General features: G+C 59.3%; 22 protein-coding genes. 10 read left to right on the top strand and 12 right to left on the bottom strand.

What is annotated here, in order from left to right; all coding sequences use genetic code 11:
• Nucleotides 1-61 precede the first annotated feature (61 nt).
• The 3 genes from sra to ACWKXN_RS09020 all read right to left on the bottom strand — a co-directional run bounded on the left by sra (nt 62) and on the right by ACWKXN_RS09020 (nt 1,594).
• Nucleotides 62-199 (bottom strand): stationary-phase-induced ribosome-associated protein, encoded by a 138-nt coding sequence (gene sra, locus ACWKXN_RS09030; protein WP_008501714.1) that lies wholly within the window; start codon nt 197-199, stop codon nt 62-64.
• Between the two features lie 95 nt (nt 200-294).
• Nucleotides 295-510 carry a biofilm-dependent modulation protein gene (gene bdm, locus ACWKXN_RS09025; protein ID WP_013096534.1) on the bottom strand — a complete coding sequence of 72 codons (216 nt, stop codon included), beginning with the start codon at nt 508-510 and terminating at the stop codon, nt 295-297.
• A 232-nt stretch (nt 511-742) separates the two neighbouring features.
• Nucleotides 743-1,594: a Vmh family MBL fold metallo-hydrolase gene (locus ACWKXN_RS09020; RefSeq protein ID WP_454543670.1), complete on the bottom strand. Its 852-nt coding sequence runs from the start codon at nt 1,592-1,594 to the stop codon at nt 743-745.
• Between the two features lie 110 nt (nt 1,595-1,704).
• Between ACWKXN_RS09020 and ACWKXN_RS09015 the strand changes: the two genes are divergently transcribed.
• Nucleotides 1,705-2,580 carry a LysR family transcriptional regulator gene (locus ACWKXN_RS09015; protein ID WP_454543669.1) on the top strand — a complete coding sequence of 292 codons (876 nt, stop codon included), beginning with the start codon at nt 1,705-1,707 and terminating at the stop codon, nt 2,578-2,580.
• Nucleotides 2,581-2,587: 7 nt separating this feature from the next.
• Here ACWKXN_RS09015 and ACWKXN_RS09010 read toward each other — a convergent pair whose 3' ends face one another.
• Entirely contained in the window at nt 2,588-3,547 is a 960-nt protein-coding gene (locus ACWKXN_RS09010) for a hypothetical protein (RefSeq protein WP_454543668.1), read from the bottom strand.
• Nucleotides 3,548-3,662: 115 nt separating this feature from the next.
• Between ACWKXN_RS09010 and ACWKXN_RS09005 the strand changes: the two genes are divergently transcribed.
• Nucleotides 3,663-4,091 (top strand): OsmC family protein, encoded by a 429-nt coding sequence (locus tag ACWKXN_RS09005; RefSeq protein ID WP_023311893.1) that lies wholly within the window; start codon nt 3,663-3,665, stop codon nt 4,089-4,091.
• Nucleotides 4,092-4,114: 23 nt separating this feature from the next.
• Here ACWKXN_RS09005 and ACWKXN_RS09000 read toward each other — a convergent pair whose 3' ends face one another.
• Nucleotides 4,115-5,020, bottom strand: coding sequence for a LysR family transcriptional regulator (locus tag ACWKXN_RS09000; RefSeq protein ID WP_047060930.1), 906 nt, complete (start codon nt 5,018-5,020; stop codon nt 4,115-4,117).
• A 114-nt stretch (nt 5,021-5,134) separates the two neighbouring features.
• Here ACWKXN_RS09000 and ACWKXN_RS08995 point away from each other — a divergent pair, with 114 nt between their 5' ends.
• Complete coding sequence (locus tag ACWKXN_RS08995) at nt 5,135-5,884, top strand: SDR family NAD(P)-dependent oxidoreductase (protein WP_454543667.1); 750 nt, start codon at nt 5,135-5,137, stop codon at nt 5,882-5,884.
• Here the strand turns inward: ACWKXN_RS08995 and ACWKXN_RS08990 are convergent.
• Genes ACWKXN_RS08990 through ACWKXN_RS08960 form a run of 7 tightly spaced genes read right to left on the bottom strand, consistent with a single transcriptional unit; the run spans nt 5,881 to nt 12,715 of the window.
• Nucleotides 5,881-6,810 (bottom strand): oligopeptide/dipeptide ABC transporter ATP-binding protein, encoded by a 930-nt coding sequence (locus ACWKXN_RS08990; protein ID WP_182383603.1) that lies wholly within the window; start codon nt 6,808-6,810, stop codon nt 5,881-5,883. The two genes, ACWKXN_RS08995 and ACWKXN_RS08990, sit on opposite strands and share 4 nt — an antisense overlap.
• Nucleotides 6,803-7,789: an ABC transporter ATP-binding protein gene (locus ACWKXN_RS08985; protein WP_454543666.1), complete on the bottom strand. Its 987-nt coding sequence runs from the start codon at nt 7,787-7,789 to the stop codon at nt 6,803-6,805. The genes ACWKXN_RS08990 and ACWKXN_RS08985 overlap by 8 nt, the downstream gene beginning before the upstream one ends.
• A complete protein-coding gene (gene ddpC / locus ACWKXN_RS08980) occupies nt 7,789-8,682 on the bottom strand; it encodes a D,D-dipeptide ABC transporter permease (RefSeq protein WP_094935015.1) in 894 nt (297 codons plus the stop codon). The genes ACWKXN_RS08985 and ddpC overlap by 1 nt, the downstream gene beginning before the upstream one ends.
• Complete coding sequence (locus ACWKXN_RS08975; protein ID WP_033145620.1) at nt 8,679-9,701, bottom strand: ABC transporter permease; 1,023 nt, start codon at nt 9,699-9,701, stop codon at nt 8,679-8,681. The genes ddpC and ACWKXN_RS08975 overlap by 4 nt, the downstream gene beginning before the upstream one ends.
• Before the next feature lie 23 nt (nt 9,702-9,724).
• Complete coding sequence (locus ACWKXN_RS08970) at nt 9,725-11,257, bottom strand: ABC transporter substrate-binding protein (RefSeq protein ID WP_039262806.1); 1,533 nt, start codon at nt 11,255-11,257, stop codon at nt 9,725-9,727.
• 15 nt (nt 11,258-11,272) lie between these two features.
• A complete protein-coding gene (gene ddpX, locus ACWKXN_RS08965; RefSeq protein WP_048981295.1) occupies nt 11,273-11,848 on the bottom strand; it encodes a D-alanyl-D-alanine dipeptidase in 576 nt (191 codons plus the stop codon).
• A 12-nt stretch (nt 11,849-11,860) separates the two neighbouring features.
• Nucleotides 11,861-12,715: a MurR/RpiR family transcriptional regulator gene (locus ACWKXN_RS08960; RefSeq protein WP_039262804.1), complete on the bottom strand. Its 855-nt coding sequence runs from the start codon at nt 12,713-12,715 to the stop codon at nt 11,861-11,863.
• Nucleotides 12,716-12,981: 266 nt separating this feature from the next.
• Between ACWKXN_RS08960 and ACWKXN_RS08955 the strand changes: the two genes are divergently transcribed.
• The 7 genes from ACWKXN_RS08955 to ACWKXN_RS08925 form a co-directional block, all read left to right on the top strand.
• Nucleotides 12,982-14,463, top strand: a complete 1,482-nt coding sequence (locus ACWKXN_RS08955; protein ID WP_454543665.1) for an alpha/beta hydrolase — start codon at nt 12,982-12,984, stop codon at nt 14,461-14,463.
• A gap of 95 nt (nt 14,464-14,558) precedes the next feature.
• Nucleotides 14,559-15,770, top strand: a complete 1,212-nt coding sequence (locus ACWKXN_RS08950) for a diguanylate phosphodiesterase (protein ID WP_454543664.1) — start codon at nt 14,559-14,561, stop codon at nt 15,768-15,770.
• A gap of 88 nt (nt 15,771-15,858) precedes the next feature.
• On the top strand, nt 15,859-16,749 hold the full coding sequence (locus tag ACWKXN_RS08945) for an aminoimidazole riboside kinase (RefSeq protein ID WP_454543663.1): 891 nt from the start codon (nt 15,859-15,861) through the stop codon (nt 16,747-16,749).
• A gap of 173 nt (nt 16,750-16,922) precedes the next feature.
• Nucleotides 16,923-18,440, top strand: coding sequence for a carbohydrate porin (locus tag ACWKXN_RS08940; protein WP_167818580.1), 1,518 nt, complete (start codon nt 16,923-16,925; stop codon nt 18,438-18,440).
• 66 nt (nt 18,441-18,506) lie between these two features.
• On the top strand, nt 18,507-19,877 hold the full coding sequence (locus tag ACWKXN_RS08935; protein WP_048974816.1) for a sucrose-specific PTS transporter subunit IIBC: 1,371 nt from the start codon (nt 18,507-18,509) through the stop codon (nt 19,875-19,877).
• A complete protein-coding gene (locus tag ACWKXN_RS08930) occupies nt 19,877-21,283 on the top strand; it encodes a sucrose-6-phosphate hydrolase (protein ID WP_454543662.1) in 1,407 nt (468 codons plus the stop codon). The genes ACWKXN_RS08935 and ACWKXN_RS08930 overlap by 1 nt, the downstream gene beginning before the upstream one ends.
• A 28-nt stretch (nt 21,284-21,311) precedes the next feature.
• On the top strand, nt 21,312-21,986 hold a 675-nt coding region (locus ACWKXN_RS08925; RefSeq protein ID WP_454543661.1), incomplete at its 3' end, for a LacI family DNA-binding transcriptional regulator.

Below are 21,986 nucleotides of genomic sequence, written 5' to 3'. Positions count from 1 at the left end.
CAACACATAAACAAAAACACCATCGGGATTACCGATGGTGTTCTGGATCTCAGTCTGGAACTTACTTGCCGGCGTGGCGTTTTCTGCCGGTGGCGTGAGTGACCTGCGTTTCGTGGTCGCCTTCAATCACCACTTTACGCTGATTGGAAAGCTTGTAGTTCAGTCCCAGAATATGGCGTGCCTGACGGTTCGATTTCATGTTAACTCCTCAATCCTGTTGATAGTTTTAAGGACCAGTTTGCTTACGCAAACGAAATGTAACCCCTTAGGTTGCAGATCCAGCTTAGCAGGTTTTTACAAGGGTGCGTTTTGCCCGCTAACGACGTAGTTAATAGTCTGCTGGTAGATGTCACTGAGGATGTCATTATCCGTGGATTCCACCCATTTGGTCAGTTCCATCAAAATGTCATCTTCAGTCACAGCACCGTGCTCGGCGTGAAGACCCTGCGCAATCGCGTTAACGAGTTCAGGTTGTGCTGCTGCGGTATTAGCCGGGTAATAAGTAAACATGCTGCCTCCGTGTCGTTGTCTGTTTAATGGTACGGCTCGCAAAAAATTTAATTCATAAACAGAATGGCAAATATTTTCCCGGTTGTGGTTCAGATTCATCTTAGAAATAAAAATGACATAAGTGCATGCTTTTATGCACTTTTAAAAGGTGTGGCTATATCGACGGGTAACGGCGGGGATATTTTGGCGGGGCTCCTGCTATCGCGGAAATATAGCAGGAGCCGTTTTTAAATTACCACTTCATTTCGCCAGTATTCACTTTGGCGCTTAATTCCAGCGAGCTTTCATCCGCCAGGCCCGGATACTGTTTTTTCAGGGTACTGATAACGCCTGCGGAATCTTTATGCGCGGCTAAAGCCTTTTCAAAGCGCTGCAGATAGTCGCGGGTAAACTCAATCGCGCCAGTGCCCGCTGGCGGGGTGCCCAGGTAGTGGCCCGGGATCACGCGCTCAGGTTTGTGCGCGGCCATATTCTCCAGCGTTTCCTGCCACTGCTTGCGGCTTTCCGGCGTCTGGGTGTCTGCCGTCCAGACGTGAATACCCCAGGCTACCCCGGTGCCGCCGAGGATCGTTTTTGCCGACGGGATCCACACATAGGCCGCGTAGCTGTCTGGCTGCTCGATATCGACCTTTTCCCCGTCAACCATGAACGTGGTTGAGGCAAGCACCTGCGGGACAACCAGCTCCGTTGGCGCGCCGTCCTTCATCTGCGGCCCCCAGAAGGCGAGCTTGGCGTTTTTGGTGGCTTTAATATGGTCAACCACATGCTGTGTGGCCACCACTTTGGCATTCGGGAAGGCTTTGACCAGCGGCTGCAGGCCAAAAAAGAAATCCGGATCGCCGGAGGTGATCACAATCTTGTTCAGGGTTTTACCGCTGCGGCGAATTTTTTCTACCAGCGCTTCGCCATCCTTCACGCTGAACTGCGCGTCAAACAGCACCGCCTCTTTCGGGCCGGAAACCAGCGTGGAGGAGACCGGGAAAATGCCTTTTTCCTGCGGGTTATAGGTATCAATGGTTAACGGTGCGGCAAAAACAGCTGGAGTGAAAAGGGTGGAAAGCAGGGCAAGGTGAGTGAATTTCATGCTGTTGTCTCTGTTGTTCAGGAATGTCTCTATTGTACGGATATTCGCATTTGCCAGAATTCCTGAAACAAGACATGCTTAGTTTCATAAATCGAGCAAATGGAGCTTATATGGATCGCGTTATCGCCGCTCAGGTCTACAACCGGATATGCGAGCTGGGCAGTCTGAGCGCGGCGGCCCGCGCGTTGGGCATTTCCCGACCGATGGTGAGCCGCTACCTTGAACAAATGGAGAAGTGGGCGGGAACGCGGCTGGTAAACCGCTCCACGCGCAAGCTGACGCTGACCGCGGCAGGGGAAAAGGTGCTGCAAAAAACGCGGACGCTCTCGCAGATTTCGCAGGAAATCGAAGGCCAGTCGGAGAAAGATCTGCCGTCCGGCACGCTGCGGGTGGCCTGCGCCCATTTTACCGCCATGCACCTGATTGCGCCGGTCCTGCCTGAGCTGCTCTCGCGCTACCCGCAGCTGCGCATCGAGCTGGACGTGAATAACCACCCGGTCAGCCTGGTGGGAGAGCGCATTGACGTCGCCGTGCGCATTACCGACAACCCCGAACCCGGCATGATTGCCCGCCGGCTGGGGGAGTGTCGCTCGGTGCTTTGCGCCTCGCCGGAGTACCTGGCACAGCACGGTATCCCCGTCAGCCCTGAAGAATTAGCGCAGCACAACTGTCTGCACTACAGCTTTTTTGCCGGGCAGTCCTGGCACTTCGTGACGCCGGAAGGGGAAAGCCTGAGCGTGGCCGTCAGCGGCAACCTGAGCGCCAGCATCTCTTCGCTGTTGATGGACGCGGCGATTAAGCACTGCGGTATCGCCATGCTGCCGGAGCGCGAAGCGTCTGCCGCGCTGGAACAGGGATTGCTGGTGCCGGTACTGGAGGCGCTTGAGCCGAAACCGCTTGCCATCCATGGCATTTATCAGTCCTGGGAATACCAGCCTGCCGCGCTGCGCGTGTTCCTTGACGAACTGTCGCGCTACCTGGCATAAGAAAGGATTACTTCGCCTTTAGCCAGGGAGACGTCGTGCTCCAGAAAATAATATCGGCACCGAGATAACTTTCGCCGAAGCGGACAAATTCCGCTTTGGTGAACGGTTTTCCGGTCTGAGGATCCTTATAGGTCAGGGTCGGCTCCTGAACCGCCATGGCGATGAGCGGCAGCGTCTGTTTATTTTTATGGAAGAAGGGATAGGCATTCTTCATGTGTGCCTTGCGGTTGGGAACAATGTCCGGCCCACCCAGGCCGACGTTGTTGGCGCTGGCATACGCAAACAGACGCCCCATGTAGTTGTGGTCGTTATCCCATTCGCACGGCCAGAAGTTCACGTACTGCACCACGTGTGATTTCTGAAAAGCCTTTCGCGCAAAGGCCAGGTTTTCCATTTCACCCGCGAAATAGCTGTCGCAGGTAAACCCGACGGGCGGATTTTTTTCGTCGATATCAATGGCGGTTTCGGGCAGGTTTACCCCGTACACCTCGCCATCAAAGCGTTTCGCGAGGGCGGCCAGCAGCGCCTGGTAGCGCTGGCGCACGGGGGGATCCCACTGACGCGCCACCCACCCTGAACCGACCGGCTTGCCTTCGCCGGGGTTATCGAACTGCGGCGCAATCCCGCCACCGTAATGCGTGTCGCGCATCAGATAGTCCGGAACGTAGCGGGCGTCCGGCTCAAAGAAACGATCCTGGATTTGAATAAAGAGTTTTTTTCCGGCGGCCTTAACGCGCGCCAGATCCTGTTCAATCCGCGAGAAGTCATAGCTGTCCTTCTCGGGTTCCAGCAGGCGCCAGTTGTAAACGATCTGCACGCCGCCGATATCGCTTCGCGCAACAAGCGGGAACGCCGCGTCGAGATCGCCCGAGCTGGTATAGATAAAGTTCTCCGGCGTTTTCGCCAGTGAAGAGAGCGACAGAGCCAGCGTGGTTACGGCAACGGCCATCCTGATTTTTAGCGCCATATCATTATCCTTTTTGTCGGTACAGCAGGTGAAAGTCCTGGAATTGTCTGTGTTCCAGGGTGGGTCAGATGCGTAGTCTATACTTAACCCTTTGTAAGCCAAAAGGAGAGCAAGAATGACTATTCATAAGCACGGTTCGGCACACTGGTCTGGCGACATTAAGCGCGGAAAAGGAACGGTTTCCACCGAGAGCGGCGTTCTCAATCAGCAGCCTTATGGTTTCAATACCCGCTTTGAGGGCGAAAAGGGGACCAACCCCGAAGAGCTGATTGGCGCGGCACATGCGGCCTGCTTCTCAATGGCGCTGTCGCTGATGCTCGGCGAAGCGGGCTATACCGCCGATTCCATTGATACCACCGCGGACGTCTCTCTGGATAAAACCGACGGCGGCTTTGCCATCACTAAGGTTGCCCTGAAAAGCAAGGTGACCGTTCCCGGCATCGCCCCGCAGCAGTTCGACGGCATTATTCAGAAAGCAAAAGCCGGCTGTCCGGTCTCGCAGCTCCTGAAAGCTGAGATTACGCTGGACTATAAGCTCAATTAAGCCACAGCCGGGTTCGCGCCCGGCTACCCCTTCAGCGCGGCGGGGAACACCTCCGCCAGCCAGGCGATAAATACCTTCAGTCTGTGCGTCAAATGCCGGTTCTGCGGGTAAACTACATGAAACGGATACGCGGCAGGGCGCCAGTCGCCCAGGATCGCCGCCAGCGTGCCCGCCTGTAAATACGACTTTGCCGAATACTCAAAGGTCTGAACGATCCCCAGCCCCGCCGCGGCAGCTGCCAGATGGGCATTACTTTCATTGACGCCGAGATAGTGCGGAATGTTGATTTCAAGCGCCTCGCCGTTCTGCCGGAAGCGAAACGGAAACGGCCGTCCGGTGACGGGCGAGAGATAGCTAATCAGCTTGTGGCCGTTGCGCAGCTCCTGCGGATAGGCCGGGACGCCATGATTTTTCAGGTAACCCGGCGTCGCGCAGGTGACCATTTCGGCGTTACCGAGATGACGGGCGATGAGGGTCGAGTCGTCCAGTGGACCGCCGCGGATCACGCAGTCTACGTTACCGCTGATGAGATCGACCGGCCGGTCGGCCACGCCTAAGTCGATGCGGATCTCCGGGTAGCGCTGCATAAATTCCGGAAGCAGGGGGATGAGCACGTCCCGGGCGGTGGATCCGCCCACGTCAACCCGCAAATGCCCTTTTGGCGTCGCGCGGGAAACGCGAAACGAGGTGTCGATATCTTCGATATCAATCAGCACCCTGAGCGCTTTTTCATAGTATTCCATCCCTTCAGGCGTCGCGACCACCCGGCGAGTGGTGCGGTGCAGAAGGCGTATCTCCAGGTGCGACTCTAGCGATTTAACCAGCTTGCTCAGCGTGGCGATCGGCATATTCAGCGAGTCCGCCGCGCGGGTAAAACTGCCTGACTCCACGACCCGCGTAAAGGCGCGCATCGCCATGAGCTGGTCCATGATGACCTCGGATTATTTCTGTTTGTGAATAGTCATTTTCATTTTTGCCCGTTTTTCACTAATGCCGCAAGGGCTAAAGTTTGTCCAACGCAAACCCAACAAAAGGTAAATGACATGAACACGACTCTTTCAGGAAAAATTGCACTGGTCACCGGCGGCAGCACCGGTATTGGTCTTGCCACGGCGCAGGAGCTGGCGGCGCAGGGCGCGAAGGTCTACATCACCGGTCGTCGTCAGGCCGAGCTGGACGCGTCGGTGGCGGAAATTGCTTCAACCGCAGTGGGCATTCGCGCGGACGCCTCAAAGCTTGCCGATCTGGATGAGGTTTATGCCCGGATAGCCAAAGAAGAAGGCCGTCTTGATATCCTGTTCGCCAATGCGGGTGGCGGCGATATGCTGCCGCTGGGCGCGATCACCGAAGAGCAGTTTGACCGGATTTTTGGCACCAACGTCCGCGGAGTGCTGTTCACGGTGCAGAAGGCGCTGCCGCTGCTGTCCGCCGGATCGTCGATTATTCTGACCGGCTCGACGGTGTCCATTAAAGGGACGGCCAACTTCAGCGTCTACAGCGCCAGCAAGGCCGCCGTGCGCAACTTTGCCCGCTCCTGGGCGCTGGATTTGCAGGGCCGCGGGATCCGCGTCAACGTGGTGAGCCCGGGCCCGATCAAAACGCCAGGTCTCGGCGATCTGGTGCCGGAAGAACATCGTCAGGGGCTGTACGACGCGCTGGCCGCGCAGGTACCGCTCGGCCGCTTAGGCGCGCCGGGTGAGGTGGGGAAAGCGGTGGCGTTTCTGGCCTCCGACGCGGCCAGCTTTATTAACGCCACCGAGCTGTTTGTGGACGGCGGGATGGCGCAAATCTAATCCAGACTGCGCCAGCAACGCACGTTACGGCCCTCGCGTGAGGGCTGTAGCGGCTGGGGACGTTCACACCCCTGCGCTGCCATCGGACAACGGTCGCGGAAAAAACAGCCTTCGGGCAGATGACGATTGCCGGGAAGCTCCGTTTTGCGTAACGCCAGATTTTCATCGAGCGGTTCACCGGTGCGGGGAACCGAGTCGAGCAGCAGACGGGTATAGGGATGGCGCGGCTCGCCAAGCACCTGCGCGGCGCTGCCCAGCTCCACAATCTGCCCGAGGTACATCACCGCCACCCGGTCGCTCATGTGTCTGACCACCGAGACGTTATGCGAAATTAACACGTAGGTCAGATTACGCTGCTGCTGCAGGTTCACCAGCAGGTTGAGGATTTGCGCCTGCACGGAGATATCCAGCGCGCTGGTGGGTTCATCAAGCACGATAATATCGGGGTCGGACGACAGCGCCCGGGCGATGGCAATGCGCTGGCGCTGCCCGCCGGAGAAGGCGTGCGGAAGCCTGTCGAGATATTCCGGGCGAATGCCAACCTGCAGCGCCAGGTTTTCTGCCAGCTGGCGGCGTTCGCGCTCGCTGCTGCGTTTTTGCACCCACACCGGCTCGGTGATGATGCGCCAGACCGGCAATCGCGGGTCGAGCGAGGAGAGCGGATCCTGAAACACCATCTGCATGCCGCCCGCGTGGTGCGCCCGCTGACACGCGCCGGTGCTGGGCTTAAGCATGCCCATCAGCAGCTGGGCCAGCGTGCTTTTCCCGCAGCCGGACTCACCGACAATGCCCAGCGTTTCCCCGCGACGGATCTGGAGATCGAGCCCGTTGAGGGCATGGACCTGTTCCGTTACGCGGCCCAGCCAGTTTTTGCGCGCCGCAAAGTTCACGTGCACGCTATCCAGTTCCAGCAGTACATCAGACATGGTGTTTCTCCCGTTGCGGATACCAGCAGGCGGCCTGTTGGCCTTCTGCGCCACTGGGCGCTAAGCGCGGCGTTTCGCTGCATTTCGCCCCGGCGGCAAAGCAGCGCTCGCGGAAGGCGCAACCCTGCGGAAGCTGGCTGAGGTTGGGCACCGTGCCGGGGATGGCGGGAAGCAGGTCGCGCGGCTGGCCGTTTTCCGGTGCGCACCGCAGCAGGCCGATGGAGTAGGGATGCACGGGTCGGTGGATCAGCGTTTGCGTGGCACCGCTCTCGATCACGCTCCCGGCATACATCACGTACATTCTGTCGCAAAGCTGCGACACCACGGCCATATCATGGCTGATAAACAGCACCGAGGTCCCGCTGGCCCGCGCCTTATGCTTCAGCAGGCGCAGCACCTGGAGCTGGACGGTAACGTCCAGCGCGGTGGTCGGTTCGTCGGCGACGATCAGCTCCGGCTCGCAGGAGAAGGCAAGGGCGATCATCACCCGCTGGCGCATGCCGCCGGACAGTTCAAACGGATAACGCTCCATGACCTGCTTCGCGTCCGGGATTTGCATCTCTTCCAGCAGGGTAATCGCCTTCTGCTGCGCCTCGCGCCGCGAAAGAGGCTGATGCTGGCGGATCACCTCCACCATCTGTTTGCCAATCCGCCGCGTCGGGTTGAGGGCGGTCATGGGCTCCTGAAAAATCATCGCCACTCGTGCACCGCGCCACTGGCGAAGCTGTTTCTCGGACGCCGTCAGGACGTTTTCGCCGAGTAACTTCACCTGACCGTGATGAATGCGGTAGCTCCCTTCCGGCAGCAGCCGCATGGCGAGCATGGCGGTCACGGATTTGCCCGATCCCGACTCGCCCACCACGCCGACGATTTCGCCCCTGCCGATCTCCAGCGAGACGTGGTTCAGCGCGTGGACCTCACCGCGAAAAACCGGGAAGCTCAGGTGCAGGTCTTCAATACGTAATACCGGTTCGGTCATCACTGTTTTCCTCCCGATTTCGGATCCAGCAGATCGCGGATACCGTCGCCAAACAGGTTAAAGCCCACGGCGGTAATCAAAATCGCCGCACCGGGAAAGGCGCAGTACCACCACTGGTCCAGCACGTAGTTACGGCCCACGGCCACCATCGCGCCCCATTCGGCGGTGGGCTGCTGCGCGCCCAGGCCAATAAACCCCAGCGTGGCGGCCATCAGAATGGCGCTGCCGATATCCAGCGAAGCCTGCACAATCAGCGGCGGCAGGGCGTTGCGCAGGATATGCCAGCGGATCAAATGCCAGCGGGACGCGCCAAAGGTGCGGGCGGCCTGGACGTAGGTAAACTGGCGCACCACCAGGGTTTGCCCGCGCGCCAGGCGGACGTAAAACGGGATGCGGACAATCGCAATCGCCAGCATGGCGTTAAACAGGCTCGGACCGAGCGCGGCGGCCAGCGCCATAGTCAGCACCAGGGAGGGAATGGAGAGCATAATGTCCATCACCCGCATGATGATGGCGTCGCCGCGCCCGCCCAGCACGCCGGACAAACAGCCCAGCAGCGAGCCAATACCGCCCGCAATCACCACGACCGCCAGCCCGGCGGTAATCGACTGCTGGCTGCCCGTCAGCACGCGGCTGAACAGGTCGCGTCCTACCTCATCGGTACCAAACCAGTGTTGCGCAGAAGGCGCCTGCAGGCGGGCGGTCAGATCCAGCGCGTTCGGGTCATGCGGCACAATCCACGGTGAGGCCACCATCAGAAAGAGCATCGCAATCATAATGACGCCGCCAACGATCGTGAGCGGGCTTTGACGCAGCATCCAGAACAGCTTTGCCCAGTTGATGCGTTGTCCGGCGGTTTTAGCCGGGACGGGCGTTTCCTGCGTTAACATCATTCGGCACCTCCGCGCCCGATTCGCGGGTCAATCCACAGGTAAAGCAGATCGACCACCAGATTAACCAGCACGTAGGCCAGCGAAACGACGACGGCAAAGCCCATCACGGCAGGGAAATCGAGCGCCTGAATTGACGTCACCACCCAGGCGCCCATGCCCGGCCAGGCAAAGACGGTTTCGGTCAGCACGGCGCCGTAAAGCAGATCGCCCAGCGCCAGCCCGAGGACGGTAATGGACGGGATCATCGCATTGGGCAGGGCGTAGCGCAGGACGATGTACCAGCCGGGCAGGCCGCTGGCGCGCGCGGTGCGGATGTAGTCCTCGCTAAGCTGCTCCAGCATCGCCGAACGGACCTGGCGCGCCACGATCCCCAGGTGAACAAACGCCAGCGTCAGCGAGGGTAAAATCAGGTGCTGAAGCGCGTTGAAGAACACCTCACCGTTGCCCTCCAGCAGCGCGTCCAGCAGATAAAATCCGGTGACGTGCGTCGGGGGATCGAGCCAGTCGTCCAGCCTGCCGCCGCCCGGCAGGATCTGCAGGTGCCCGTAGAACAGCACGATGACGCCCAGCCCGAGCCAGAAGGCCGGCGTGGAGATCCCGGTCATCGCCATTAAACGCACCAGGTGATCCAGCCAGCGGTTGCGGTACACCGCCGACAAAATCCCCAGCGGCACGCCGATGACCAGCGCCAGCAGCAGAGAACAAAAGGCCAGCTCCAGCGTGGCGGGGAAAAAGGCCTTCAGGTCTTCCGCTACCGGGCGTCCGGTGCGGATGGACGTGCCTAAATCACCGTGCGCCAGAGCGTCCACGTAGCGGCCAAACTGAACATACAGGGGCTGGTCCAGCCCTAGCTGCTGGCGGATGTTCTGCACGATTTCGTCGCTGGCGCGGTCGCCGGCCAGCAGACGGGCCGGATCGCCGGGGATCAGGTGTGAAATAATAAAGGTGATAATACAGACACCGGCCACCACCAGGATTAACCCCCAGCAGCGCTGGCGCACTATGCTCCAGAACGTCATACGCTTTCCCCCGGCGAGAACCGTTATTTGCTCATGGTGGCGATGTTGAACACCTGCTCGAGCATCGGATTAAAGGTGAAGCCTTTGACCTCTTTGTTCATCGCCAGCTGGTAGTTTTTCTGAAACAGATAAACGTAGGCCGCCTCGTCGATAACCACCTTTTGCGCCTGCTGGTAATCTTTGGTGCGTTCCGCCTGGTCGGTGGTTTTCAGCGCGGCCTGCAGCAGCGAATCAACCTCTTTGTTCTCATAGAACGAGCGGTTGCCCGGCAGCCCTTTTTTGTCCGATTCGAACCAGTAGTTCATGAACATGTACGGGTCGGCAAAGTCCGGGCTCCAGTTGCCGATGGCAATGTCGTAATCGCCTTTTCCGACGCGGTCGCGCATGGTGGCGTTGGCCAGTTTTTCCAGCTTGACGCTAATGCCGATCTTGCCGAGGCTGGCCTGAGTGGAGAGGGCGATAGGCTCCCAGTTCGGATCGTTGTCCGAGTAGAGGAAGGTCAGGCTGGCGGGTTTGTCTTTGACCTTCTCCAGCGCCGCTTTGGCTTTGGCCTCGTCAAAGCTGTACTGCATTGCCGTGGCGTCAAAGCCCCACATGCCTTCCGGGATCGGGCCGCGCATCTGCTTGCCGTTGCCGCTCAGAATACCTTTCACCATCCCCTGGTAATCCGTAGCCCAGGAGATGGCCCGGCGTAAATCCACCTGATTGAGCGGCGCTTTGCTGTTGTTGAGATAGAGGTAAGTCACGCGCAGGGACGGGTATTCTGCGACGGCGACTTTACCTTCCTGCTTCAGGGCCGCAAGCTGGTCGACCGGCAGGGAGTCGGCAATGTCCAGATCGCCGCGGGAAAGCTGCAGTCGGCGCGAGGCGCTCTCACCGATAATTTTCACCGATACGCGTTTAAAGTGCGGCTTCTCACCCTGCCAGTGGGGGTTAGGCACCAGGATCAGCTGCTGGCCTTTCTGCCAGCTTTTCAGCATAAACGGCCCGGAACCGGCGGTGTTTTGCGCCAGAAAACCGCGAGCATCGTCTGCCGCGTTGGCCTTCAGCACCGCCGGGTTAATGATGGACGCCCCGTCGTTTGCCAGCGTGTAGAGGAACGGCGCAAACGGCTGGCTGAGGGTGAACTTCACCGTATGGTCATCGACGGCATCAATTTTCAGGTCTTTCGGGAAGGCTTCAGACGGCCCCTGGCCGAGCTTCAGCAGGCGCTCAAAGGAGAGCTTTACCGCCTCGGCGGTGACCGGCGTGCCGTCGGAAAATTTCGCGTTATCCGCCAGGGTAAAGGTCCACTCTTTCTGGTCTTCAGACGCCTTCCAGCCCGTCGACAGATCGCCTTCCACCTCGGTAGAGCCTGGCTTGTACTTGACCAGACGCTGGTAGGACGGATAGGTGACGGTCCAGTCGTTGTTATCAATGGTGATGGCAGGATCGAGCGTTTGCGGGTCGGCGGCTTTACCGATCGCCAGCATATCTTTCGGGACGGCAGCCAGCGCCAGCGGTGCGCTCAGGGCCAGCGTAGCGGCGATCAGCGTCGAGAGAAGCGATGTTTTCATGGCAGTGCTCCAGGTTTAGAGAGAAGTGTGCGTCAGGGGAAAACAGGCAAAACGGTCGTCAAGCAGCGGGTAGCTGGCGGCGTTCGGCAGTTCGAAGTGCCACCATTCGCTGCTGATACCCACAAAACCACCGCCGAACATGATGGCGTTCAACAGCAGACGGTTGCGCTGGGCGTGCGGCGGCACGGAGGGGTGATACGGATGCGAGCGGTCGTGCATTTCGTCAAAACCGGCCCCCATATCCAGCACGGCGTTATGTTCATCCATCAGGGTGACGTCGATGGCCGTACCGCGGCTGTGATTGGAGCCAATCGCCACGTCGACCACGTATTCCGGGTTAGGGCAGGCATCCCACAGCTGAGCCTGCGCCTGCTGCGGCCGATAGGCGTCGTACACCACCAGCTTCAGCCCGGCCAGCGAGGCAATGCTGATGGCTTTTGCCAGCGCGGTGGCCGCGTCGGTATGCAGCAGGCACAGCGCCTCCTGATAGATCGGATGGCCGGTGATGTTGTCGGCGGTGGCGTACTTCAGATCGATATGCAGCGTGGGAAACGTCTTCGCCACATCAATCAGTTCACTCTCTTCGGGCATAGCTCCGCTCCTTTAGCGTTCGAATTGACCAAACTCTTGTTGTAATTGCCGGTTTACCGCCAGACGCGCCGGGAGCGCCTCACCCAGCGCCTCCACCACGCCCGACAGCAGCAGGTTGAACAGACAGCTCACGGGGGCAAGTGAATCCCAGAAGTGACCGGTATCGGTTTTCACCTGCAGTAAATCCATCGGGTAATCCCGCGCCCACGGGCACCAGATGTCGGTGATTAAGGCCATCGGAATGCCTTTCTCGCTGGCGACGCGGCAGTACTGGCGGGCCATCGCGGAGTAGGTGCGCGTATCGGTCAGCACGACGTACGGGTGCGAAAACCCCGAGTTGAGGGATTCCACCCAGCTGCCGGAAGCGCCCTCCGAATAGCTCACGCGCGGGCGGAGGTACTCGAGGTGGCTGAAGAAGGCGTTGGCAATCCCGCGCGTGGACTGGATCCCCAGCACGAACACCGCGTCGGCGTGGGCGAGGTTGTGCACCACCTGACGGAAGGCGTCCGTTTGCGCCAGCTGGTACACCTGCGTGATGGCATCCACTTCCAGCGACAGGGCGTGCTGAAGGCGGCTGGAAAGGGGGCGCTGCTGCTGCCAGGAGTCCAGCCGCTCGTTCATGCCCCAGGGCTGATACGGATCGCGCAGGCTCTTTTTGGCATCTTCCAGGTTGCGATACCCCAGCTTGCGCAGGAAGCGTCCGACGGTAATTCCGCTGGTCCCGCTCGCCTGACCGATGCTCTCAGCCGTTTCAAACGGGATTTGCGCGGCGTGCGCCAGCAGCCAGCTTCCGACCCGCTTTTCGCTGGGCGTGAGCTGGCTGAACGTCGCTTCGATACGGCTCAACATCTCGGGTTTCGTCGTCATACCGCCTCGCTGTTAACAGGCTGTCAATGGCCGAATTTTTGTTACCTGGTTAACAATGCATGACGCGTGCCATGTTCACAGGGCGGGTGAAACCCGCTGTGCAGTAAACTTCATGCAATATTTGTTTAACCAATGATCAACATTTGTGCAGCGTAGTTCACTTTTGGTGCACTGTCTGACGCGGCAGGTATGAATTTGGTGAATACGTCAGTCCGTTCACATTTTTGATAAGATAGATGTACTGTGAATATAAAAGGGATCCCGGCATGGCAAATCTGCCCTGGCGAGTCAGCGTGCGCCTGATGGCGCTTGCAAAGAAAATAGGGATGGTCGTAGGGATCGTGCTGGTCGTCCTGCTGGCGGTGCGGGTCTATCTCTCGCAGAAGGGACCGGAACTGCACCTGTGGCATACCTGGCGGGCCGATGAGATGTCCGTGCGCGAGATGGATAACGCCGATTTTGCCCGGTATATCGCCCGGGAAAACGCCATTTTCGCCGATCTTGATAATACGGTGACGGCGAAAACAGAGGGCGAGGAACGCACGCCGTTAAACCGCTATTATCGCCAGAGCCTGGTATGGCCGGGACAGTTTACGCCCGATGCCAACCGCTCCTTTGTGCTGATGCCTGCCGGAAAGCCGCGCGGCGCGGTAGTGCTGCTGCACGGTCTGACGGACTCGCCCTACAGCGTCCGGCGGCTTGCCGTGAACTATCAACAGCACGGCTTTGTGGCCGTGGTCCCGCGCCTGCCCGGGCACGGCACCGCGCCCGGCGCGCTGACGGACGTCGACTGGGAGATGTGGCTCGCGGCAACGCGTCTTGCGGTGCGGGAAGCCACGCGTCTGGCGGGCGAGGCTGCGCCTCTGCATCTGGTGGGCTACTCCAACGGCGGGGCGCTGGCGATGAAATACGCCCTCGATGCGCTGGACGCGCCTGCGCTGCGTAAACCGCAGCAGGTGATACTGCTCTCACCGATGATCGGCGTGACGGCCTTTGCGCGCTTTGCCGGTTTCGCCGGGTTACCGGCGCTGCTGCCGGCGTTTGCCAAAGCGGCGTGGCTGAATATCTCTCCGGAATATAACCCGTACAAATATAACTCGTTCCCGGTGAACGCCGCCCGCCAGTCATGGCTTTTGACGAAGGCCCTGCAGGAGCAAATCGGCCGCGAGGCGCGGGAGAACAGGCTGGCGAATTTGCCGCCGATCCTGGCGTTCCAGTCGGTCATGGATTCCACGGTCAGCACCCGCGCGGTGGTGACCGGCCTGTTTGACCAGCTTCCGGCAAACGGCAGCGAGCTGGTGGTGTTTGACATCAATCAGGCAGCCAGCTTCCGTCCGCTGTTCAAACCGTCGTCGTGGACGGCAACCTCGGCGCTGCTGCCGGTTGTGCAGAGGCGTTACGGTGTCACAATTATTACCAATGCCAGCGAGCACAGCTTCTCGACGGTGGCGAAAATCACTCCGGCAGGCAGCACCCGGGAGACGGTCGTGCCGCTCGCGCAGGCCTGGCCGCAGGATGTCTATTCCCTGTCGCACGTTGCGGTGCCGTTCCCGCCGGATGACGATCTCTATGGCCGTGAGCCTGGAGTGAAAAACCGCTACGGCATCAGCCTGGGGACAATTGCGCTCTGGGGCGAAACCTCCGTGTTGAGCGTCGGGAAAGAGGCGCTTATGCGGGTCACCTCGAACCCGTTTTACGACTATATTCAGGAGAGGATAGACAGCCGAATTGGCAGCGGGGAAAAGTAACGTTCCCCTGCGGTGTGAATATGTTAGGTCGCATTGATTAAGTATGTTAAATAGTAGCTTCAAGGCACCTCTCTTTCTCATCGGAACCCATTTTTGTGCTGACGACTCTGATCTACCGAAGCCAGTTGAATTTATCCCGCCCCTCCACCGAGCTGCGGGAACTGGTGGAGCGCGCCCGGATCCGCAATGCCAATCTGAATATCACCGGGGTTCTGCTTGCAAAAGGCAGTGACGTGCTGCAAATACTCGAAGGGGCGGAAGAGAGCGTGCTTAAGCTGTTCCATAGAATCCGTGACGACAAGCGTCACAGTGTAGTGGTAGAGCTGATGCGGGACTATGGCCCGCGCAGACGCTTTGAAAACGTCGGTATGCTGCTGTTCGATCTGCAGAGGCAGTCACCGAAAGAGGTGCTGCAGTCGGTTCTGAATTACAGCAAGCTGGACAGCTATCTCACATCCGATGACCGGGTGTTCAAATTTATCCAGACGTTTATCACGGGTAAACGTCCGGCCCTGTCGGGTGCACGCTACGTACCTGAAAAATGGACGCTTTCACCCGAGGCGTTGCCCTTTGGCGAACACCTGGGGCTGATGGCCAACCAAACCTGTCAGTTTGCGCTCCAGCCCATTGTTGAGCCCTCGGAAGGGAAGATCAGTTCACTTGAAGCCCTTATTCGCGGCAACGACGGCGGCAGCCCGGAGCATTTCTTCAGCACCCTCGACCCGGACAAAATCTACGAAGTCGATCTCCAGACGAAGGCGTATGCCTTTGCTCTCGCGGAAAAGCTGGGCATTGGTAGCCATAAGATTGCGGTAAACCTGCTGCCGATGTCGCTGGTGAATGTTCCCAACGCCGTGGAATTCCTGGTCAGCGAGATAAAAAAACATGGGCTGCAGCCGGAGCAGGTAGTCATTGAAGTGACGGAAAACGAGATGATCTCCGGCTTCAACCAGTTCAATAGCGCCATCAAGCAGCTTCGCGGTGAGGGGATTGGCCTGGCGATCGATGATTTCGGTTCCGGCTATGCCGGTCTCTCGCTGCTGACTCGTTTCCAGCCGGATAAAATTAAAATCGACCGGGAGATAGTCAGCGATATCCACCTCAGCGGCCCGAAGCAGGCGATTGTGCGCTCCATCGTCAGCTGTTGCTCCGATCTCGAAATTACCCTGGTGGCCGAAGGAATCGAGAAGATAGAGGAGTGGTGCTGGCTCGAGTCTGCCGGGATCCGCCGCTTCCAGGGCTTTCTGTTTGCCCGCCCGCAGCTTAATGGCGTCGGTGATATTTACTGGCCGCATCTGGTGCGTTAGCCAATTTTCCTCCCGCGTTATTTCCCCTTCGTCCTGCCTGTGCTTAAATAGCTAAAACGGTTTAACATGGTTTAGCTACGAGGATCACATGAAAAAAATCTGGGTACTTGGCGATGCGGTGGTGGATTTGCTGCCCGATGGAGAAGGCAGATTGCTGCAGTGTCCCGGCGGCGCACCGGCAAACGTTGCGGTCGGTATTGCCCGGCTGGGCGGCCAGAGCGCCTTTATCGGCAGGGTTGGCGACGATCCCTTCGGGCGCTTTATGGCGAAAACTCTCGCTGACGAAAAGGTTGACGTGAAGTCTATGCGCCTTGATCCGGCGCACCGCACCTCAACGGTGGTGGTCGATCTGGATGACCAGGGCGAACGCTCGTTTACCTTTATGGTGCGCCCGAGCGCCGATCTGTTTCTCGAATCCGCCGATCTGCCGACGTTCAGCGCCGGGGAGTGGCTGCACGTCTGTTCCATCGCATTAAGCGCAGAGCCGAGCCGTTCTGCGACGTTTGAGGCGATGGCCGCTATTCGCGAGGCGGGCGGTTACGTCAGCTTCGACCCCAATATTCGCCCGGATCTCTGGCCGGATGAGAACGCGCTGCGTCGCTGCCTGGAGCAGGCCCTGCAGAGTGCCGACGTGGTGAAACTCTCCGTCGAAGAGCTGGCGTTTCTAACCGGAGATGTAGAGGTAAACGTCGGCCTGGACGCGCTGATGGCGCGCTGTCCGGCGCGTCTGGTGCTGGTCACCCAGGGAAAAGAGGGGGTGATCGCCTGGCATGACGGCGCAGTGAAGCACTATCCGGCAACGCCCGTCGAGTGTGTCGATACCACCGGCGCGGGCGATGCCTTCGTCGCCGGACTGCTCTTCGGACTGGCCGCCGGGCAGGACCTGACGCCGGTCATCGCCTTAGCCCAGCGCTGCGGCGCATTAGCCACCACGGCCAAAGGGGCAATGACCGCATTGCCCTGGCAGCACGATCTGTAATTCCCTCCTTCACTGGCCGCCATCCGGCGGCCTGAATTGTCGCCTCGATCACACTTACTAAAACAGTTTAGCAAAAAAGATTGCCGATCCAAAATTCATAGGTTTAGTATCAGCAACCTAAACCGGTTTAGCTATTTAGCACGTTTAATGACTTCTTTTAGGGATGCGACAAAATGTATAAAAAACGCAGACTTGCCGTGATGATAGGCATGCTGGCCGGAAGTACCTCTGTTTTTGCCCAGACGGATATGACAAGTATCGAAGCGCGTCTTGCCGCGATGGAGCAGCGCCTCCAGGCTGCGGAAACGCGTGCGCAGGTGGCTGAGAAACGCGCCACGGATGCGGAACAAAAAACGCAGCAGCTGGTGGCCGCCCAGCAGCAGACGCAAACGACAGCCCAGGCGGTGGCGCAGCGCACCACCGCGCTGGAGAAGAAGGCGGATCAAAGCAGCGGATTTGAGTTCCACGGCTACGCCCGTTCGGGTCTGCTGATGAACGATGCGGCCTCCAGCAGCAAAAGCGGTCCTTATCTGACCCCGGCCGGAGAAACCGGCGGCGCGGTAGGGCGTCTGGGTAACGAAGCCGACACCTACGTCGAGCTGAACCTGGAGCACAAGCAAACTCTGGATAATGGCGCCACCACGCGCTTTAAAGCGATGCTGGCCGACGGTCAGCGGACCTATAACGACTGGTCAGCCGATACCAGCGATCTTAATATTCGCCAGGCCTTCGCGGAGCTGGGCAACCTGCCTGATTTTACCGGCGCGCTGAAGGGCAGCACCTTCTGGGCGGGTAAACGCTTCGACCGCGACAACTTTGATATTCACTGGCTGGACTCCGACGTGGTGTTCCTGGCCGGTACCGGCGGCGGCGTCTACGACGTGAAATGGAACGAGTCGCTGCGCAGCAACTTCTCCATCTACGGCCGCAACTTCGGCAGCGTGGAGCAGACCGACAATAACGTTCAGAACTATATTCTCAGCATGAACCACTTCGCCGGACCGTTCCAGCTGATGGTGAGCGGCCTGCGGGCGAAGGATAACGACGACCGTAAAGACACCAACGGCGATCTCATCAAAACTGACGCCGCCAATACAGGCGTTCATGCGCTGGTCGGGTTGCACAACGAGAGCTTCTACGGCCTGCGGGAAGGGACAGCCAAAACGGCGCTGCTGTACGGTCACGGGCTGGGTGCGGAAGTGAAAAGCATCGGATCCGACGGCGCGCTGCTGTCTGAGGCGGATACCTGGCGCTTCGCAAGTTACGGTGTCACGCCAGTCGGCGGCGGCTGGAGCGTTGCGCCCGCCGTACTGGCGCAGAGCAGTAAAGATCGCTACGTCAAGGGCGACAGCTATGAGTGGGTGACGCTTAACACCCGCCTGATTAAAGAAGTGACGCAGAACTTCGCCCTGGCGTTTGAGGGAAGCTATCAGTACATGGATTTAAATCCGGAAGGCTATAAGGACCGCAACGCCGTCAACGGCAGTTTCTACAAGCTGACCTTTGCGCCGACGTTAAAAGCGAGCAAAATCGGCGATTTCTTCAGCCGTCCGGAGCTGCGCCTGTTTGCCACCTGGATGGACTGGAGCAGCAAACTGGATCATTACGCCAGCGATGATGCCTTTGGCAGCAGCGGCTTCAACGCCGGCGGGGAATGGAACTTTGGGGTCCAGATGGAAACCTGGTTTTAACCCATCACGCTCCCGCTTTGCGGGAGCGTTTCGCACATCATAAAAAGAAGTCAGGCAGAGGTATCTATGGATTTTAATCAAATCGCCCGCGAGCTTATTCCGCTGCTCGGTGGCAAGGAAAATATTGCCAGCGCGGCGCACTGCGCAACGCGTCTACGTCTGGTGCTGGTCGATGACGCGCTTGCGGATCAGCAGGCGATCGGCAAGGTCGACGGCGTAAAAGGCTGTTTTCGTAACGCCGGACAGATGCAGGTGATTTTTGGCACGGGCGTGGTCAACAAGGTCTACGCCGCGTTTATTCAGGCGGCGGGGATTAGCGAATCCAGTAAATCTGAGGCTGCGGATCTGGCGGCGCGCAAGCTGAACCCGTTCCAGCGCATTGCCCGTCTGCTCTCCAACATCTTTGTCCCGATCATTCCCGCGATTGTGGCATCCGGCCTGCTGATGGGCCTGCTCGGCATGGTGAAAACCTACGGCTGGGTCAATGCGGATAACGCCATCTACATCATGCTGGACATGTGCAGCTCCGCGGCGTTTATCATTCTGCCTATTCTGATCGGCTTTACCGCCGCGCGGGAATTTGGCGGTAACCCGTATCTCGGCGCGACGCTGGGCGGCATTCTGACGCACCCGGCGCTGACCAACGCCTGGGGCGTGGCCTCCGGCTTCCACACCATGAACTTCTTCGGCCTTGAGATTGCGATGATTGGCTATCAGGGCACGGTGTTCCCGGTGCTGCTGGCCGTCTGGTTTATGAGCATCGTCGAGAAAAACCTGCGCCGCGCGATCCCGGACGCGTTAGACCTGATCCTGACGCCGTTCCTTACCGTCGTTATCTCCGGCTTTATCGCCTTGCTGATTATCGGCCCGGCGGGGCGCGCGCTGGGCGACGGCATCTCCTTTATCCTGAGCACGTTAATTGAACACGCGGGCTGGCTGGCCGGGCTGCTGTTCGGCGGGCTTTACTCGGTGATTGTGATCACCGGTATTCACCACAGCTTCCACGCGATTGAAGCCGGGCTGCTGGGTAATCCGTCGATTGGCGTTAACTTCCTGCTGCCTATCTGGGCCATGGCGAACGTGGCGCAGGGCGGCGCCTGTCTGGCGGTGTGGTTCAAAACCAAAGATGCCAAAATCAAAGCCATTACCTTACCGTCGGCGTTTTCTGCGATGCTGGGCATCACCGAAGCGGCCATTTTTGGTATCAACCTGCGCTTTGTTAAGCCGTTTATCGCCGCGCTGATCGGCGGCGCGGTGGGCGGGGCCTGGGTGGTCTCAGTCCATGTCTACATGACCGCCGTTGGGTTAACCGCCATTCCGGGCATGGCCATCGTGCAGGCCAGCTCGCTGCTCAACTATATTATCGGTATGGTGATTGCCTTCGGCGTGGCGTTTACCGTCTCACTGCTGCTGAAATATAAAACGGACTCTGAATAATGACGTTACCTTCCCGCTGGCCTGCGATCCTGCAGGCCGTTATGAAAGGCCAGCCGCGGGCGCTGGCGGATAGCCACTATCCGCAGTGGCACCCCGCGCCGGTGACGGGGCTGATGAACGATCCCAACGGGTTTATCTGGTTTGCCGGCCGCTACCACCTGTTCTATCAGTGGAACCCGCTGGACTGCGAGCATCGGTTTAAATGCTGGGGGCACTGGAGCTCTGCGGACCTGGTGCACTGGCAGCACGAGCCGCTGGCGCTGATGCCGGATGAAGAGTATGACCGCAACGGCTGCTACTCCGGTAGCGCCGTGGATAACGATGGCGTTTTAACACTGTGCTATACCGGCAACGTCAAGTTCGATGACGGCAGCCGCACCGCCTGGCAGTGCCTGGCGGTGGAACAGCCGGACGGGACCTTTACGAAGCTGGGGCCGGTGCTGGCGCTGCCGGAAGGCTATACCGGCCACGTGCGCGACCCGAAGGTGTGGCAGCACGACGGGATGTGGTACATGGTGCTCGGCGCGCAGGATCTGCAAAAGCGCGGCAAGGTGCTGCTGTTTAAGTCAGCCGATTTGCACGCCTGGACGTCATGCGGGGAAATCGCCGGTCACGGCGTCAACGGCCTGACGGACGCGGGTTATATGTGGGAGTGTCCGGACCTGTTCGCCCTCGACGGAACGCACATCCTGATTAGCTGTCCGCAGGGGCTGGCGCGCGAGCCGCATCGCTATCTCAACACCTATCCGGCGACCTGGATGAGCGGTGCGTTTGACTATGCAAACGCCGCGTTCGATCACGGCGAGCTGCACGAGCTGGACGCGGGCTTTGAGTTTTACGCTCCGCAAACGACGCTGGCGGAAGACGGCCGACGCATTCTGATCGGCTGGATGGGCGTACCGGACGGGGAAGAGATGTTTCAGCCAACCCGGGCACACGGCTGGATGCACCAGATGACCTGCCCGCGCGAATTACGCTATCGCGACGGCAGGCTCTGGCAGACTCCGGCGCGCGAGCTGGCGGCGCTGCGTGAAGATGAGCAGCGCTGGCAGGGGCGCGCCAGCGAGGCGCCGGACCTGGACGCGACGCGCCTGGAGTTTGAGCTGAGCGCATCGCAGGTGAATGTCGATTTTGGCGGCGCGCTGCGCCTCACGGTCGATGAGCAGGGTATACGTCTTGAACGCGCGAGCCTGAAAACCGGTGAAACGCTGACCCGCTACTGGCAGGGCGACGTCACTCATTTACGCGTTCTCTGCGACCGCTCCAGCGTTGAAATCTTCATCAATCACGGTGAAGGGGTGATGAGCAGCCGCTATTTTCCTGACCATCCGGCCCGGGTGCGATTCGAAGGTGCGTCCGATATCACATTACGCTACTGGTCGCTGCGCGCCTGCATGATAGAATGAGGGTTTTGGCAGCCGGATCTAAGTCGTTGTGAGAAAAACAAAACGCGTCACCATTAAAGACATCGCGGAGCTGGCGGGTGTGTCAAAAGCCACCGCCAGTCTGGTCCTGAACGGGCGCAGCAAAGAGCTTCGCGTGGCGGAAGAGACGCGCGAGCGCGTGCTGGCGATTGCAAAAGAGCACCACTATCAGCCCAGCATTCACGCCCGGTCGCTGCGCGATAACCGCAGCCACACCGTTGGTCTGGTGGTCCCGGAGATCACCAACTACGGTTTTGCCGTGTTTTCTCACGAGCTTGAGACGCTGTGCCGCGAGGCGGGCGTTCAGCTGCTGATCTCCTGCAGCGATGAAAACCCGGGCCAGGAGACGGTGGTGGTGAACAACATGGTGGCGCGTCAGGTTGACGGGCTGATTGTGGCCTCCAGCATGCTTAACGATGCGGACTACCACAAGCTGAGCGAGCAGCTGCCCGTTGTCCTGTTTGACCGCCACATCAACGACAGCGCGCTGCCGCTGGTCATCACCGATTCGATTACTCCAACGGCGGAACTGGTGGCCGACATTGCGCGCCAGCACCCTGATGAATTCTACTTCCTCGGCGGCCAGCCGCGCCTTTCTCCGACGCGCGACCGCCTGGAAGGGTTTAAGCAAGGTCTGCGAGAGGCGGGCGTGGAGCTGCGCCCCGAGTGGATCATTCACGGCAAC

It is taken from the genome of Enterobacter sp. UPMP2060 (genome assembly GCF_053709655.1).
This window is presented reverse-complemented; position numbering and strand designations above follow the sequence as displayed.

What these genes read in the sequence shown, in the direction of transcription:
- sra (WP_008501714.1), bottom strand. Translation starts at nt 199, where the DNA reads ATGAAATCGAACCGTCAGGCACGCCATATTCTGGGACTGAACTACAAG.
- bdm (WP_013096534.1), bottom strand. Translation starts at nt 510, where the DNA reads ATGTTTACTTATTACCCGGCTAATACCGCAGCAGCACAACCTGAACTC.
- ACWKXN_RS09020 (WP_454543670.1), bottom strand. Translation starts at nt 1,594, where the DNA reads ATGAAATTCACTCACCTTGCCCTGCTTTCCACCCTTTTCACTCCAGCT.
- ACWKXN_RS09015 (WP_454543669.1), top strand. Translation starts at nt 1,705, where the DNA reads ATGGATCGCGTTATCGCCGCTCAGGTCTACAACCGGATATGCGAGCTG.
- ACWKXN_RS09010 (WP_454543668.1), bottom strand. Translation starts at nt 3,547, where the DNA reads ATGGCGCTAAAAATCAGGATGGCCGTTGCCGTAACCACGCTGGCTCTG.
- ACWKXN_RS09005 (WP_023311893.1), top strand. Translation starts at nt 3,663, where the DNA reads ATGACTATTCATAAGCACGGTTCGGCACACTGGTCTGGCGACATTAAG.
- ACWKXN_RS09000 (WP_047060930.1), bottom strand. Translation starts at nt 5,020, where the DNA reads ATGGACCAGCTCATGGCGATGCGCGCCTTTACGCGGGTCGTGGAGTCA.
- ACWKXN_RS08995 (WP_454543667.1), top strand. Translation starts at nt 5,135, where the DNA reads ATGAACACGACTCTTTCAGGAAAAATTGCACTGGTCACCGGCGGCAGC.
- ACWKXN_RS08990 (WP_182383603.1), bottom strand. Translation starts at nt 6,810, where the DNA reads ATGTCTGATGTACTGCTGGAACTGGATAGCGTGCACGTGAACTTTGCG.
- ACWKXN_RS08985 (WP_454543666.1), bottom strand. Translation starts at nt 7,789, where the DNA reads ATGACCGAACCGGTATTACGTATTGAAGACCTGCACCTGAGCTTCCCG.
- ddpC (WP_094935015.1), bottom strand. Translation starts at nt 8,682, where the DNA reads ATGATGTTAACGCAGGAAACGCCCGTCCCGGCTAAAACCGCCGGACAA.
- ACWKXN_RS08975 (WP_033145620.1), bottom strand. Translation starts at nt 9,701, where the DNA reads ATGACGTTCTGGAGCATAGTGCGCCAGCGCTGCTGGGGGTTAATCCTG.
- ACWKXN_RS08970 (WP_039262806.1), bottom strand. Translation starts at nt 11,257, where the DNA reads ATGAAAACATCGCTTCTCTCGACGCTGATCGCCGCTACGCTGGCCCTG.
- ddpX (WP_048981295.1), bottom strand. Translation starts at nt 11,848, where the DNA reads ATGCCCGAAGAGAGTGAACTGATTGATGTGGCGAAGACGTTTCCCACG.
- ACWKXN_RS08960 (WP_039262804.1), bottom strand. Translation starts at nt 12,715, where the DNA reads ATGACGACGAAACCCGAGATGTTGAGCCGTATCGAAGCGACGTTCAGC.
- ACWKXN_RS08955 (WP_454543665.1), top strand. Translation starts at nt 12,982, where the DNA reads ATGGCAAATCTGCCCTGGCGAGTCAGCGTGCGCCTGATGGCGCTTGCA.
- ACWKXN_RS08945 (WP_454543663.1), top strand. Translation starts at nt 15,859, where the DNA reads ATGAAAAAAATCTGGGTACTTGGCGATGCGGTGGTGGATTTGCTGCCC.
- ACWKXN_RS08940 (WP_167818580.1), top strand. Translation starts at nt 16,923, where the DNA reads ATGTATAAAAAACGCAGACTTGCCGTGATGATAGGCATGCTGGCCGGA.
- ACWKXN_RS08935 (WP_048974816.1), top strand. Translation starts at nt 18,507, where the DNA reads ATGGATTTTAATCAAATCGCCCGCGAGCTTATTCCGCTGCTCGGTGGC.
- ACWKXN_RS08930 (WP_454543662.1), top strand. Translation starts at nt 19,877, where the DNA reads ATGACGTTACCTTCCCGCTGGCCTGCGATCCTGCAGGCCGTTATGAAA.